We start from the raw sequence: 14,261 nt of genomic DNA, 5'->3' as shown, positions 1-14,261 counted from the left end.
TGTACTATTAATTCTTTTGAAGCAGGCGTCCGCTCAGCCTGAGCAACTCTGTTTCAGCTGATTTTGCCGCTATCTCTGCCTCGATCAATCGGTTCTCGGCATTCAGTAAACTTTGCTGTGCTTCTCTCAATTCAATGGAGTTGATGGTACCCAACTCAAATCGTTCTAAGGCAATACTCACGGTTTCCTTGTTGATCTCAAGGTTTTCCTGCTCCAGATCAATAAGATCCAGGGCATCTGTGTATTGGGCATACACTCTGCTTAGCTGAGCGGTGATCTGAAGACGAAGGTCCTGTTTAGACAGCTCCTGATTTTTGAGCCTGATCTGAGCATTCTGCATGCGCCGGTTTTTATTGAAACCATCAAACAAATTGATGGAAGCACTCACGCCATAGCGCCAGCCCTTACTTTCTGAAAATTCTGAAAAACCTGAACTTGCTTCCGTTTTGGAATATCCATAGCCGGCATTAACATCAACATTTGGCAACCAGTCACCACGTACTTCCCGAACTTCAGCTTTAGCGATCCTTTCATTGATGCGTGCGATCTTAAGCTCTTGATTTTGCTCCAGCGATTCATTCAGCAGTTCCGTATAAGACAACCTCTCAGCCAGTTTGATCTCAGATTGAACCGAAAAATCGATGCTCACTGAATCTCCTAAAACGGATGTAAGAATTACTTTAAGCTGATTCAGGTTCGTGTTGGTTCTGATCAATGCCGTTCGGTCTGTGTTATAATCTGCCCGGGCCAGCAATAACTCATATTCAGAACCGGATCCCAGGTCTCGTTTAGTTTCTGCAATGCGAATACGTTCTTCAGATATCTCAACCGTATTTTCAAGTACTTCGGCTGCCTTCTGCTGTCCGGCTATTTCATAGTATCCGGTAATGATATCAGCCAGAACATTTTCTACCTGAAGTTGAGCCTGAGCCTCACTGACCTCCATTTCATTTGAAAGACGGTCGAGAGTGGCAAACATGGTGAGACCGTCAAAAATTCTCCATGTGGCATTGACCCCATAATCATATACGGTTGTAACGGCATTCTGATCATTACGATCTGCAATATTCGGATTTCCGTACACAGTGATATTATCCTGCACTCTTTCATTGATGGAACCGTCGGCCGATATCACTGGCAGGAAACCGGCATTTCCAATACTGTTGTTATTCTCCGAGATCTGAACCTGATTTTCAAGAATTTGAATTGAGAAATTATTCTCTAATCCTATTTTAACGGCATCTTCAAGTTCCAAAATTACCTGCGCGTGTACAGGCACGGTTAACCCGGCCACTGCCAATAAAATCAGGCAAAAGTTTTTCATACTCATTTTTGAATTCATTTTTGTTACTGATCTCATACCTGGGCCGTTTCCATATTATCAATCTTTTTCAATTTATCATCAGCTATGGCACCCTTTTCTGATCGCTCTGCTGAGATATAACTGTACAGTGCAGGAATCACGTAGAGAGTCAGAATACTCGCAAAGATCAATCCACCGATGATCGCTATACCCATAGACTTACGGCTTTCTGCACCGGCTCCCAATGCCAGGGCTATCGGAAGGATTCCCAGAACTGTAGAAAAACTGGTCATCAGAATTGGTCTGAACCTGGCAACCGCTGCATCCTTGATCGCCTCGAGGTTTGATAACCCCTGTACCTGCCTTTGATTGGCAAATTCAACAATAAGAATACCGTTCTTGGTCACCAATCCGATCAGCATGATCATGCCTATCTGACTGAAAATATTCAGAGTTTGATTGAAGTACCACAAGGTCAGTAGCGCACCGGTCAAAGCCAGGGGTACAGTAAACATGATCACCAGGGGATCACGGAAACTTTCGAATTGTGCAGAAAGTACCAGATAAACAAGCACCAGAGCCAGTAGAAATACGTAGATCAGGCTTGAGGAACTCTCCACAAAATCTCGTGAAGGTCCTGATAAAGACGTTGTATAGGACGCATCCAGCACTTCATCGGCAATAGCATCCATGGCTTCAATACCGTCTCCGATCGTTCTTCCGGGAGCAAGACTCGCAGATACTGTAGCTGATGCATACCTGTTAAACCGATATAACTGAGGGGGACTGCTTGTTTCCGTAAGGGTTACGAGGTTATCCATTTGTATAATATCACCCTCATCATTTCTTACGTAGAGTGACCTTAGATCAATAGGCGCATTTCTGTCTTCACGAGACATTTGTCCTATCACCTGATATTGTTTTCCGTTCTTAAGGAAAAATCCAAACCGTTGGCCACTGTATGCCAGTTGCAGGGTCTCTGCGATATCACGGGTAGAAACACCCAGTGCCTGTGCCCTGTCGCGATCGATTCTGATCTCAACTTCAGGCTTACTGAACTTCAGGTTCACATCCACAAAAGCAAAGGTCGGATCCTGACTTGCTTTCTCCATGAACTCAGGGATCACTTCCTTGAGCTTGTCGATGGTATTGGCCTGCAGCACATACTGCACAGGCTGCCCGGCTCGTCGGCCACCAATACTTTGCTCCTGTGCTACAAACGTTCGGGCACCGCTCATATCCTGTATCTTGGTAGATAGTTCATTGTAGATCTGCTGTTGCGATCTTTCTCGTTCAGAGGCATCCGACAGGATCAAACGTCCAAAGCCGGAATTTACAGACCCTGATGAACCGAAACCGGGTGAAGTCACAGTGATCAGACCTTCGGTTTCAGGAACTTCATCAAGGAGAAAATCCGTCAGTTGGTTCATGTAATTATCCATGTAATCGAAAGTAGCTCCCTCAGGCGCAGTAGCATTGATGATCAAACGCCCACGATCCTCAAGCGGAGCCAGTTCCTGCTGAAGATTGTTAAAGAACACCCAGATCCCACCAATACATAATACAGTGATCACAAAAGCTATCCAGCGTTTAGCCATGAATGATTCCAGACTTGATTTGTAAACCTCATTCAACCTGATGAAAAATGGCTCTGTTTTCTTATAAAACCAGCTATGCTTAGCATCCGATTTCAGGAATTTTGTTGAAAGCATAGGTGTCAGGGTCAAAGCCACGAATGATGAAATAATGATAGCCCCGGCCATCACCACACCAAATTCGAGGAACAAACGTCCTGTTAAACCACCGAGGAACAGGATCGGTGTAAATACCGAAACCAATGCCAGTGAGGTGGCTACTACTGCAAAGAAGATCTCCTGTGAACCCAGTATCCCTGCCTCTATCACATCCATACCGTTTTCGATCTTGGCATAGATATTCTCCAATACCACAATGGCATCATCCACTACCAGTCCAATTGCCAGTACAATAGCCAGAAGCGTCAATACATTGATCGAAAATCCGGCAATGTACATCACGAAAAAGGCCCCGATCAAGGCAATGGGGATCACAATAATTGGAATAACCGTGGTACGGAAGTCTCTGAGAAATAGAAATATGATCAGGACCACCAAGCCTAACGCAAGGAAAATGGTCTGCTGAACTTCATCAATGGAGGCTCGCACATATTCAGTGGTATCAAATCCAACGGCGGTTTGAATATCTTCCGGAAGGTCCTGTTTGATCTGCTCTACCCTTTCATAAAATTCATCGGCGATCTCGATCTGATTCGCGCCGGTCTGAGGAACGATAACTACCCCAACCATGGGCACTCCATTTCTTTTCAGGATGGTACGCTCGTTGGCGGCACCCAGTTCAGCCTGTCCAATATCCCTGAACCTGACAACATTTCCATCAGATTCTGCAATGATCAGGTTATTGAACTCCTCCGGCTCATACAACCTTCCCTGTGTCCTAACCGTGAGTTCCGTCATTTCTCCCTCAATACGGCCTGAAGGTAACTCTACATTTTCTCTTTGCAGGGCACGTTGTACATCCAGTGGGGTGAGCCGATAGGCTGCCAGCCTCAATGGATCTAACCATAAGCGCATGGAGTATTCTTTTTCTCCCCAGATCTGAACACTGCTCACTCCGGGAATGGTTTGAACACGCTCCTTAAAATCATTGAAGGCTACATCAGAGAGATCCAGCAAACTTCGTTTATCACTCCTTACATTCAAAAACACAATGGGACTTGAATCCGCATCAGCCTTCGAGACTACGGGTGGATCGGCATCGGGCGGCAGGTTTCTGACAGCCCGAGAAACTCTTGATTGCACATCATTGGCCGCATCATTCAGGTCAATTTCCAACTCAAACTCTACGGTAATAGTACTGCGACCCTCACGGCTTGTAGAAGTGATGGTCCTGATACCGGCGATCCCGTTGATCTCTTCCTCCAGTGGCTCGGTGATCTGAGACTCAATAACCTCGGCATTTGCCCCGGTATAAGAGGTACTTACTGTAACGATAGGGGGTTCGGTGGCCGGGTATTCCCTGATTCCCAGAAACGTAAAGGCCACAACTCCGAGGATCAAAATGACCAGCGACATTACGGTAGCTAAAACCGGTCGCCGGATACTTAATGACGATAAACTCATAGTTCACCCTCCTCATATTTATCAACCTGATCTACACTTACCGGCATGCCTGTTCTAACCTGAAGCAAACCGGTCGTTAAAACAGTATCTCCCGGGGCCAGGCCATTAAGTACCTGTATATCACTTTCCGTTCTGATGCCGGTTGTCACTTGCTGTTCCGCAACTTTCCCATCTTTCAGAACAAAGACTTTTTGTCCCTGTAATTCCGGTATCACGGCTATAGTGGGAATCATCAGGGCGCTTTCAATCTCTTCCAAAATTAATTCGATGTTGGCAAAAGCACCTGGCAGCAGTTTACTATCTTTATTATCGGCACGAGCCCTGATCCGGATCGTTCTGGTTTGGGTTTCAATACGAGGCTCAATAGCATAGATCTCAGCTTCAAAATCCTCATCCTGCCCCTGTACATTAAACAATGCCCGGTCTCCTACTTCCACCACGCCGGCATATCGTTCAGGTACTGAAAATTCAACTTTGATGGGGTTGATGGATTGCAAGTTGGCGATATTCGTGGTCGGACTGATGTAACTTCCGTTACTTACATACCTTAACCCTACCACACCGTTGAAAGGAGCCTTGATCTCTGTTTTTTCGATCTGAGCTTTGATCAGTTCAGATTCTGCACGCAGAATATTTAATTCGTTTAGTGTAGCATCGTATTCTTCCTGACTGATACCGCCACGCTCGAGTAACTGCTTTTGACGTTGCTCACGTACTTCAGCCAGGCTTATACGGTATTCCGATTGTTCAAGGCGTGCCTGTAGCTCATTATCGTTGATCTTGATGAGCGTTTCACCGGCACGAACCGGGGTTCCTTCTTCAAGTTTCAGCTCTACGATCTTACCGGAGATCTCACTTCTCAGATCAATGGCTTCATTTGCAATGAGTGTACCCGTTGTGAAGATCTTGTTCTCAAAAACCTGAGGCTCAACTACATGAACATCCACCGAAAGCGGGCTTCCCCCAGAGTTTTGTCCCGAAGAATTTCCCTCACCGGCCGACTGTTCCGTTAATTTTGGATAAGCCAGCAAGGCAAGTACTACCAAAACTCCAGTAATTATTAATACTCGTTTCATGTGTCAGAATCTGTTCTAAAATTTTTAAGGGTTACTCAAAGATAACTACTATATAGCACTGAGAATTCTCGGTTTGTGCAAAGCCTTGTAAAAGTGCATAAAAAAAGCGGTGATTTGTTTCCAAATACCGCTTTTAAAACTAATGATTTTACCTACAGATCAGGCAACCTGTGCCTCAAGTTGCTTGGTCAGGTGAGATTTTGGGACAGCCCCTACGATCTGATCCACTACTTCACCGTCTTTAAAGATTAGCAGAGAAGGAATACTTCTGATCCCATATTTAACAGAAACTTCCGGATTACTGTCAACATCTACTTTTCCGATCTTGGCTTTGCCTTCATATTCCTCAGCCATTTCTTCAACGATCGGTCCGATCATTCTGCAAGGTCCACACCATTCAGCCCAAAAATCTACAAGTACGGGTTTATCAGAGTTCAATACCTCTTCTTCGAAATTTGAGTCTGTAAATTCTATTGGTTTAGCCATTTTGCTGTTATTTGTTATTTATTGGTTTTCTTTCAGTTTCTGAACAAATATCGGAATAAATCATTCAAGTTATCACATTCTTTTAAGTTATTGGGTCCATAGCAGACCTTTATACTGCATCAAACCGATATGTAAAAACAACTTTTCTAACCTGAATTGGTTCCATTAATTTCCGTGTACAAGCTGAACGGCTTCCTCACCCAGTACTTCCCGTAATCCTCTGAGTAACTCGTCGTTCGGTTCAACCACAAAGTTCCTCACATTCATACGGATCGGGGCATTAGCCTCTTCGCTGTGGATCTGTAAACGCACCTGCGAACTGCCTTTATTCAACGAAAACAGGGTCTCAACTCGCTTCAGATCATTTTTATCAATATCAGAGGTTTTCAGGTCGATCTTGATATTCAGCTGCTCCTGATATTTTTCGCGCAGATTTTCTACCCGTTCAAAGCTGTTGGCGATCACTTTCGGTTCACCCCCTCGTTTATCCACCACGCCATCCACGTACAGCACATTGTCTGTTTGCAGGAGATTTGCATATTGATCATAGGTTTTGCTAAAGGCGATCACTTCTGAGGAGCTGTTCAGGTCTTCCATCTGAAGGAATGCAAAGGGTCGGCCTTTTTTATCGGTTACCCGTTTGATACCCGTAATAATGGCAATGAATTTGATATTACCACGGTCAGAAATCCGGTGCATGACCTCATCACTCAGGTCCTGCCTTCCAAATAACCGGATCTCTTCCTTAAAACGGCTCAGTGGGTGGCCACTCAGATACAGTCCGATCAGATCACGTTCCTTATTCAACCGTTCGATCTGTGACCACGGCACGATCTCCCGCAATTTTGGTTCCTGTGAACCGGGGCCTCCGCTGTCTCCTCCAAATAAATTTCCCTGATTCAGGCGGATCTCCTCCTGCTTACGTACCGCATAGGATAAGATATCTTCTATGGATTCATGCAGCTGTGCACGATTATTGTTCAGTGAGTCAAATGCACCGCCTATGATCAAGCTTTCAAAGGTTTTTCGGTTGCAAACTCTAAGATCCACCCTTGTGGCAAAATCAAAGATAGAAGTGAAATCACCGTTTTCCTCACGTTCTTCCACAATATGCTGAATAGCTGAAGATCCAACTCCCTTGATCGCCGACATCCCATACTGAACCCTTCCCTCTTTGGCCCGGAATTTACCACGGGCTGTGTTGATATTTGGCGGGTCGACCGGAATATTCATCCGCTGACACTCTTCAATAAAGGAAGCGATCTTTTTGACATCGCTCATGTTGTGCGTCATCACTGCCGCCATGTACTCAGCCGGGTAATTGGCTTTGAAATACATGGTGTGATAAGCCACTACCGAATATGCCGCAGAGTGAGATTTGTTAAACCCGTAACCGGCAAACATCGCCATTTTGTCAAATACTGCTTTGGCTGTGGCTTCATCATAACCTTTCTCTACAGCCTGACTCACGAACTTCTTCTCTTCCGGTGGCAGCAATTCGGGTTTCTTTTTACCCATGATCCGGCGAAGCACATCCGCTTCACCCAATGAGTAACCACCCATACGCTGAGCCACTTTCATGATCTGCTCCTGATAGATCATGATACCGAAGGTCGGTTCCAGAATATCTTTCAGGTCATCGTGATCGTACTCAACCTTTTCGCGGCCGTGCTTTCGCTCAATATAATCCGGAATGAACTGCATAGGTCCCGGCCGGTACAGGGCATTCATCGCGATAAGATCGTTGATACCCGTGGGTTTCAGGTTACGTAAGTGTTTACGCATCCCTTCACTCTCAAACTGAAACGTACCTAAGGTGCCCCCCTGTTGGTAGAGCTTGTACGTTTTATCATCATTCAGGGGAATATCATCCAGATTGTATTCCTTACCGTAATTTTCTTCCACATACCCGATAGCGGTTTTCAAAATAGACAGGGTTTTTAACCCGAGGAAGTCCATTTTAAGCATACCGGCATCTTCGATCACACTGCCGTCAAACTGGGTAACATACAGGTCAGCATCTTTTGCAGTGCTTACCGGAATAAATTCGGTGAGTTTATCGGGGGCAATGATGACACCGGCGGCATGTATTCCGGTGTTTCGTACAGACCCTTCCAGAACATGCGCCATTCTCAGGGTTTCAGCCTCCAGGCCTTCACCATCTTTTATATCCCGCAACTCTTTGACCTCTGAAAAGGCATCATCCAGCGAGGTACCGGGTTTTTCCGGAACCAATTTGGCCAGTCGATCTGCATCAGAAAGAGGAAGATCAAGCACCCGGGCGACATCACGAACCGAAGATCGGGCAGCCATCGAACCAAAGGTGATGATATGAGCCACCTGATCCTTGCCATATTTATCTACCACGTATTCGATCACACGCTGGCGGCCGTCATCATCAAAATCGATATCAATATCAGGCATCGATACACGCTCGGGATTCAGAAAACGCTCAAAAAGCAGATCATACTTTAGGGGATCGATATTGGTAATACCCGTACAATAGGCCACGACCGAACCGGCCGCTGAACCACGACCCGGTCCAACATAAACGCCCATGTCTTTGGCGGCTGCAATAAAATCCTGAACGATCAGAAAGTATCCGGCAAATCCCATCTCCCTGATGATCCCCAGCTCAAGCTCTATGCGCTCAGTAACTTCCTCATCAATTTCCTCATACCTTGGTTTTGCACCTTCATAAGTAAGATGTTTCAAATAGTCGTCCTCCGTCTCGAACCCTTCCGGAAGTTCAAACCGGGGCAGCTGAATCTCCCGTTCCAGCTTGATCGGTTCAACTTTGTCGACAATCTCCTGAGTGCTTGCTACAGCCTGAGGCATGTCCACAAACAATTCTTTCATTTGGTCCTGAGTCTTGAAATAAAACTCATCATTGGGGAAGCCATACCTGAACCCACGCCCCTTGCCCTTGGGCGTGCTCATAAGCTCTCCATCATCAATACAGATCAGGGCATCGTGTGCTTTAGCGTCTTCTTCATTCAGGTAAAAAACATTATTGGAAGCAACCAGCTTCACGCCGTATTTCTCAGAAAAGGACTTAAAGACCTCGTTGACTCTCTTCTCCTCCTCCAGCCCATGATTCAGCACTTCGAGATAGAAATCATCTCCGAAAGTATCCACCCACCACTGCAATTCTTCTTCTGCAAACTCTTGTCCTTTGTTCAGGATCAGATCGGCCAGCCAGCCTCTGATTCCCCCACTCAGGCAAATGAGATCTTCCGAATATTTGGCAATGGTCTCTTTATCCACCCGGGGATATTTGTAGTAGTAGCCCTCAGTGAAACCCACCGAACTGATCTTGGAAAGATTCTTATAGCCGTTCTGATTTTTGGCAAAGATCGGGATCTGATACCGGCGATCGCGATTATCACGCGTAAATTTTTTCTGAAGGCGATCCTCAACCACATATAACTCACACCCAATGATCGGCTTTATGCCTTCGGCATGGGCCGCAGATGCAAATGCAAAGGCCCCATACATATTACCGAGATCGGTAAGTCCAACAGCCGTCATCCCCTCTTGTTTGGCCTTAGCCACCAGGTCTTTGATACCAGCCGTAGCCTGAAGAACTGAAAATTTTGAATGATTATGCAGGTGGGTAAAGGTGGCCTGCTCTATGACCTCGCTACCAGTTGTCTCTTCTGAGCTTCCACTTTTTTTTTGAGCCTCAAGCTGCTCATCGGATTGCTTGGTCTTGAACCGGGACGGGGATACGAGATCGATGTATTCATCCCGTTTCATGTAACTCTGTGCCGATTCATACAGTCTGGCATCCATCGGGAAATTGATGTTGGTAGCTCCGATACGAACCATTTCAAGGAAACACCGGGCTGTAGCTTCCACATCGGCAGCCGCATCGTGCGCATCCTCGAAACCTTCATCAAACAGGGCATGGTGTAACTCCCCCAGAGAAGGCCACTTATAATTACCTCCACGACCACCCTCTATCTTAGCGACATCCGTGCCGTCGATCTTGGTATCGATCTTGGGTTTATCCAGAATGGCTGAAGAGATCTTCTTACGAAGATACTCCGCCCCCATGATCTTCTCATCAAAGCTTACGTTATGCCCGATCAGAAAATAGGCACGATCGATATCCTTGGAAAATTCCTTGAGAACAAAATCAAGCTCCACTCCTTCATCATGTGCCCGTTCCGTTGAGATCCCATGAATTTTTTCGGAGTTAAATGGAATTGTGAACCCCTCGGGCTTTACAATATAATTTCCGCTGTTGATCAGTTTTCCGGTATGATCATGCAGCTGCCAGGCAAGCTGAACCAGTCTTGGCCAGTTATCCAGATCAGAAATGGGAGCCGAAAAATCCTGAGGTAACCCGGTGGTCTCGGTATCAAAAATCAGATACATATAGATGCTTTCATTGAGTAGAACTTCGAATGTTGAATATACTATTCATTCCCCTACAAGTCGAAGTTAATTGCACACTAGTTTTCCACATTTTGATAATTGGCAAAATCGAAAAACGTGTTTTTCATCCCTTGATGTTTCATTACATTGATGGCTGAAGACAAAGGTGATCACCAAAAATTCAGACTTATGAGCGTTTCTTTCACAAAGCCAATACAAATAGTTACCGTATTAATCCCCCTGCTGATACTTACGCCCTCATTGATCTTTGCTCAATCAACGGCCGGGTCGAATGCCCATGTTGATATCTGGAACAGTGAGACCCCTGTCGTTCAAAGCAGTAATGAGGAAGTACGCGGCGATCAGTGGTACCGCGATGATTGGACCCCCGGTCGTGTGATCTTGAGAGATAACAGCATCACGGAAATTCACGACATCAACTACAATACCTACGAAGATAAGATCATTTTCAGAGATGGAAACACGCTTAAAGCCTATGACCCTGCTCAGGTACGGGGCTTCCAGTTTGTGGATGAAAATGGGAATAAAACGCAAGAATTCGTGACCGGAATTTCTGATAGGCAGCATGGCATAAACCCATACAATCTACTCCGTGTTATTTACAACGGAGACACTAAATTTCTTGCCCAACATGAAACCAATTTTGTAAGAAACAGCGGGCGTGATATTGTCTCAAATCGTCCGTATAGCGAATACGATGATTCCATGACCTACTTCCTGCTTAAGGATGGTAAGCTGACCAAAACCCGCCTGAGAAAACGCAATATCCTTCGGGAAATCGGAGATCAAAGAAAGGCCCTTAATGATTTTATAAGATCAAGCGATCTCCGACTTCGTTCTGAAGAAGATGTAGCCACTCTTTTGACCTATTACGACCAGATCAACTGATATTCGGAATCGTTATTACAGGATCACTTCAAACGACCGGTGATCCTGAGTATTTTCAATTTCAGAAACCTCAATGTCTTGAACATAGCTTGAGATCGGTCCTTTTTTGCACCGGCTGATGAGTTCCTTCACATGTTCTTCAGTTCCCTGAAATACAGCTTCTACCCTGCCATCCGGTAAATTCTTGACCCATCCCGTGATCCCTAATTTATCTGCATTTTTCCGGGTGAAATGTCTGAAGCCCACGCCCTGAACCCGTCCGGTTATGTAAATGTGTTTTTTCACTGAACGCTTATTTTTTACAATTTAAATTCTATTTTACTTTTCTATTTAATACAAAGGAATCATTACCTTTAGAGTTCACCAATTTCCGGAAAGATGACCTTAACACAACTATCATACATCGTTGCCGTCGATAAATATCGGCACTTTGCCACAGCTGCACAAAAGATCTATATCACTCAGCCTACGCTCAGTATGCAAATCCAAAAACTGGAGGATGAACTCGGTGTTTTGATCTTCGATCGTTCAAAATCTCCGGTTGTACCTACAGCCATGGGTGAGCAGATCATTGAAGAGGCTAAAGTCATTTTGAGCGGAGCCAAACATATTGAGGATATGGTTGCGGTTCAGGGGGAAACACTGAAAGGTACTTTCCGGATCGGGATCATTCCAACTATTGCTCCCTATCTGGTTCCATTATTCCTGAAACCATTCATGGAAAAACACCCCGAAGTTGAGCTCATTTTTGAGGAAGCACTGACCTCAGAGGTACTGAAGGGACTAAATGAGGATTACTTTGACGTAGGGATCATCGCCACCCCAACCGATCAGAATATTTTCGAAAAAGACCTGTTCCTTGAACCATTCATGGGTTATGTGAGCATAGACCACGAACTGGCCAAAAAGGACAAGATCACCATCGATGACCTTTATCAGGAAGATCTGTGGTTATTGAATGAGGGACATTGTTTCCGGGATCAGACCATCAAACTCTGCAAGAAGAATAACGAGAAGCTGAACAAGTCTCCGATCATATTTGAAAGCGGTAACCTCGAAACTTTGAAACGGTTGGTTGAGCAGGATTTTGGTGTGACCCTTATGCCTTACCTGGCTTTGAATGATATTGACAAACGGTGTGCCAACGGTGTGATCAAAAACTTCAAAGACCCCATCCCTTCCCGGAAGATCCGATTGGTTTACAGCCGCGAATTCCTGAAAAAGAATTTGATCGAAGCATTTGCCGAGGTGATCAAAGATTCTATCCCGGAAGACCTCCGGGATCAGGAAGAGAAATTGGTTATTGAGTAAGATTGGTGAATATTTTTCATTCTGTTAACAAGACCAAAGCGGAATTATAATCTAAAGGGTTTAGCTTCTAAATTATCATAAACCCATTTATTACTCTCTCGTCTTCTATTAATTGATTCCGATGTGCCACGAACTGTCACCCTCTCTTCTTAGTTTGTGGTATGTAAGGATAAAAATAAGACGAAAAGTATTGTCTTTGCGAGGCGCTTGTATTCCTGAACGTAAGTTTCCGGAATATGGCGACGAAGTCATCTCTCTAAAACAATATCCCAAATAACTCAGGGAGATCGCCACGTCGAAAAGCCAAGTAATCGACTTCAAACCCGGTTGCCTCCTCTTTTAGACTTCTTAGGAAATATTTTGTTGGTTAGCTACTAACAAAATAAAGCTACCGAACCATGGCAGGCAATCTCTTGCGCTCCTCCGGGTAAAACCCTTATTGCGAATCAAAGCCTGTCATGGCAGGTAGTTATCTAAACCCATATAGTATGGAAAGTATACCTTTTTAAAAGAGGCGGGAAGATAACTACTCGGCAGCTATTCAATCTTAATTAAAATAGGTAAATAGCTATGGAAATTACAATTAAATGGCGCTTTATCGTAGGTATTGACATTTCTAAACACACCCTGGATATCTCTTTATTTGATCGCCAAACCGGCGATAGAAATATGTTGCAGGTGCCTAACACTCAGGAAGGGTTCCACAACTTAGCCGAGTGGATGGAAGATCACGAAGTAACTCAATCACAGACGATACTTATTAGTGAACACACCGGACGCTATGGGGAGCACTTGTTACGATGGAGTACACGGACTGGTTGGCCTCATGCGGTGGTAAAGACAACGGCCCTGGAAAAAGTTAGCTGGGAACATCACCGTAAAACGGATGAATTTGACGCCAGCCAACTGGCAGAATATGGAGCTCGATTTAATGACCGATTACAGCTGGCAGAGGCTCCAAAACCCACGCAAGCACAATTAAAACGGCTTCAGGCCGAAAGACGGAAGATGGTGGATCGACGAGCAGCCCTCAAGAGTAAGCTTGGCGAGGCTGAGTTTCATGATGCGGACATGAGCCAATTAACCAAGATGTGGAACCAACAGGTAGAACTTCTCACCCAGCATATCGAGCAGCTGGAATACACCATGGATGAGCTGATCCGTCAGGACCCAATTCTGTGCAGGCGCCATCAAACCTTGCGAACAGCTCCCGGTATCGGTCCGGTCATTGCACGATTTTGGTTGTGCATGTTTGCTGGGAAAGACCAACTCAATCCCCGGAAAATATCTTCTCGATTTGGCTTTGCCCCACACGGGCGAAGCTCCGGAAGCTCGGTCAAAAGCCCGGATCGATCCACCGGGTACGGAAACTCCGAATTGCGGCGATTAATGCATCAGGCAGCCCGCAGTGTAGCCAACCACAAACCACACTATCACCAATATTACGAGAAGAAAATTAATGAAGGCAAGCATGAATTAGTTGCTATCAACAACATCATCAATAAACTGATTCGTCTGTACTGTGCCATGTGGAATAACCGGGCAGAATATGATCCAAAACACATTCAGAAAATGATCAAGAAATACAAAAAATCAGCCTAATCCACTTGATTTAGTCATAGTATTCGCAATGAC

Annotated in this window: 9 protein-coding genes; 3 read left to right on the top strand and 6 right to left on the bottom strand. The window is 45.2% G+C overall.

Features of this window, described 5'->3' with window-relative positions; genetic code table 11:
- Window positions 1-7: 7 nt before the first annotated feature.
- The 5 genes from C3B73_RS05640 to dnaE all read right to left on the bottom strand — a co-directional run bounded on the left by C3B73_RS05640 (window position 8) and on the right by dnaE (window position 10,406).
- Complete coding sequence (locus tag C3B73_RS05640) at window positions 8-1,330, bottom strand: TolC family protein (RefSeq protein WP_232803023.1); 1,323 nt, start codon at window positions 1,328-1,330, stop codon at window positions 8-10.
- 26 nt (window positions 1,331-1,356) lie between these two features.
- On the bottom strand, window positions 1,357-4,461 hold the full coding sequence (locus C3B73_RS05635; RefSeq protein WP_103664644.1) for an efflux RND transporter permease subunit: 3,105 nt from the start codon (window positions 4,459-4,461) through the stop codon (window positions 1,357-1,359).
- Entirely contained in the window at window positions 4,458-5,537 is a 1,080-nt protein-coding gene (locus C3B73_RS05630; protein ID WP_103664643.1) for an efflux RND transporter periplasmic adaptor subunit, read from the bottom strand. Before C3B73_RS05630 ends, C3B73_RS05635 begins: the two co-directional genes overlap by 4 nt.
- Window positions 5,538-5,696: 159 nt before the next feature.
- Entirely contained in the window at window positions 5,697-6,023 is a 327-nt protein-coding gene (trxA, locus tag C3B73_RS05625) for a thioredoxin (RefSeq protein ID WP_103664642.1), read from the bottom strand.
- A gap of 165 nt (window positions 6,024-6,188) precedes the next feature.
- Window positions 6,189-10,406 (bottom strand): DNA polymerase III subunit alpha, encoded by a 4,218-nt coding sequence (dnaE, locus tag C3B73_RS05620; protein ID WP_103664641.1) that lies wholly within the window; start codon window positions 10,404-10,406, stop codon window positions 6,189-6,191.
- Between the two features lie 189 nt (window positions 10,407-10,595).
- Here dnaE and C3B73_RS05615 point away from each other — a divergent pair, with 189 nt between their 5' ends.
- Complete coding sequence (locus C3B73_RS05615; RefSeq protein WP_232803021.1) at window positions 10,596-11,315, top strand: hypothetical protein; 720 nt, start codon at window positions 10,596-10,598, stop codon at window positions 11,313-11,315.
- Window positions 11,316-11,330: 15 nt separating this feature from the next.
- Here the strand turns inward: C3B73_RS05615 and C3B73_RS05610 are convergent, their stop codons facing one another.
- Window positions 11,331-11,600 carry an acylphosphatase gene (locus tag C3B73_RS05610; RefSeq protein WP_103664639.1) on the bottom strand — a complete coding sequence of 90 codons (270 nt, stop codon included), beginning with the start codon at window positions 11,598-11,600 and terminating at the stop codon, window positions 11,331-11,333.
- 93 nt (window positions 11,601-11,693) lie between these two features.
- Here C3B73_RS05610 and C3B73_RS05605 point away from each other — a divergent pair, with 93 nt between their 5' ends.
- Window positions 11,694-12,626, top strand: coding sequence for a hydrogen peroxide-inducible genes activator (locus C3B73_RS05605; RefSeq protein WP_103664638.1), 933 nt, complete (start codon window positions 11,694-11,696; stop codon window positions 12,624-12,626).
- Between the two features lie 570 nt (window positions 12,627-13,196).
- A complete protein-coding gene (locus C3B73_RS05600) occupies window positions 13,197-14,228 on the top strand; it encodes an IS110 family RNA-guided transposase (protein ID WP_103664590.1) in 1,032 nt (343 codons plus the stop codon).
- Window positions 14,229-14,261 lie beyond the last annotated feature (33 nt).

Origin of the sequence: Gracilimonas amylolytica (genome assembly GCF_002911695.1) — a bacterium.
Taxonomy (GTDB): domain Bacteria; phylum Bacteroidota; class Rhodothermia; order Balneolales; family Balneolaceae; genus Gracilimonas; species Gracilimonas amylolytica.
The sequence above is the reverse complement of the archived record's forward strand: the minus strand, read 5'-3'. Positions and strand labels throughout refer to the sequence as shown.

Coding starts and splice junctions, on each gene's coding strand:
- trxA (WP_103664642.1), bottom strand. CDS start 6,023: ATGGCTAAACCAATAGAATTTACAGACTCAAATTTCGAAGAAGAGGTA.
- C3B73_RS05635 (WP_103664644.1), bottom strand. CDS start 4,461: ATGAGTTTATCGTCATTAAGTATCCGGCGACCGGTTTTAGCTACCGTA.
- C3B73_RS05600 (WP_103664590.1), top strand. CDS start 13,197: ATGGAAATTACAATTAAATGGCGCTTTATCGTAGGTATTGACATTTCT.
- C3B73_RS05630 (WP_103664643.1), bottom strand. CDS start 5,537: ATGAAACGAGTATTAATAATTACTGGAGTTTTGGTAGTACTTGCCTTG.
- dnaE (WP_103664641.1), bottom strand. CDS start 10,406: ATGTATCTGATTTTTGATACCGAGACCACCGGGTTACCTCAGGATTTT.
- C3B73_RS05615 (WP_232803021.1), top strand. CDS start 10,596: ATGAGCGTTTCTTTCACAAAGCCAATACAAATAGTTACCGTATTAATC.
- C3B73_RS05605 (WP_103664638.1), top strand. CDS start 11,694: ATGACCTTAACACAACTATCATACATCGTTGCCGTCGATAAATATCGG.
- C3B73_RS05640 (WP_232803023.1), bottom strand. CDS start 1,330: ATGAGTATGAAAAACTTTTGCCTGATTTTATTGGCAGTGGCCGGGTTA.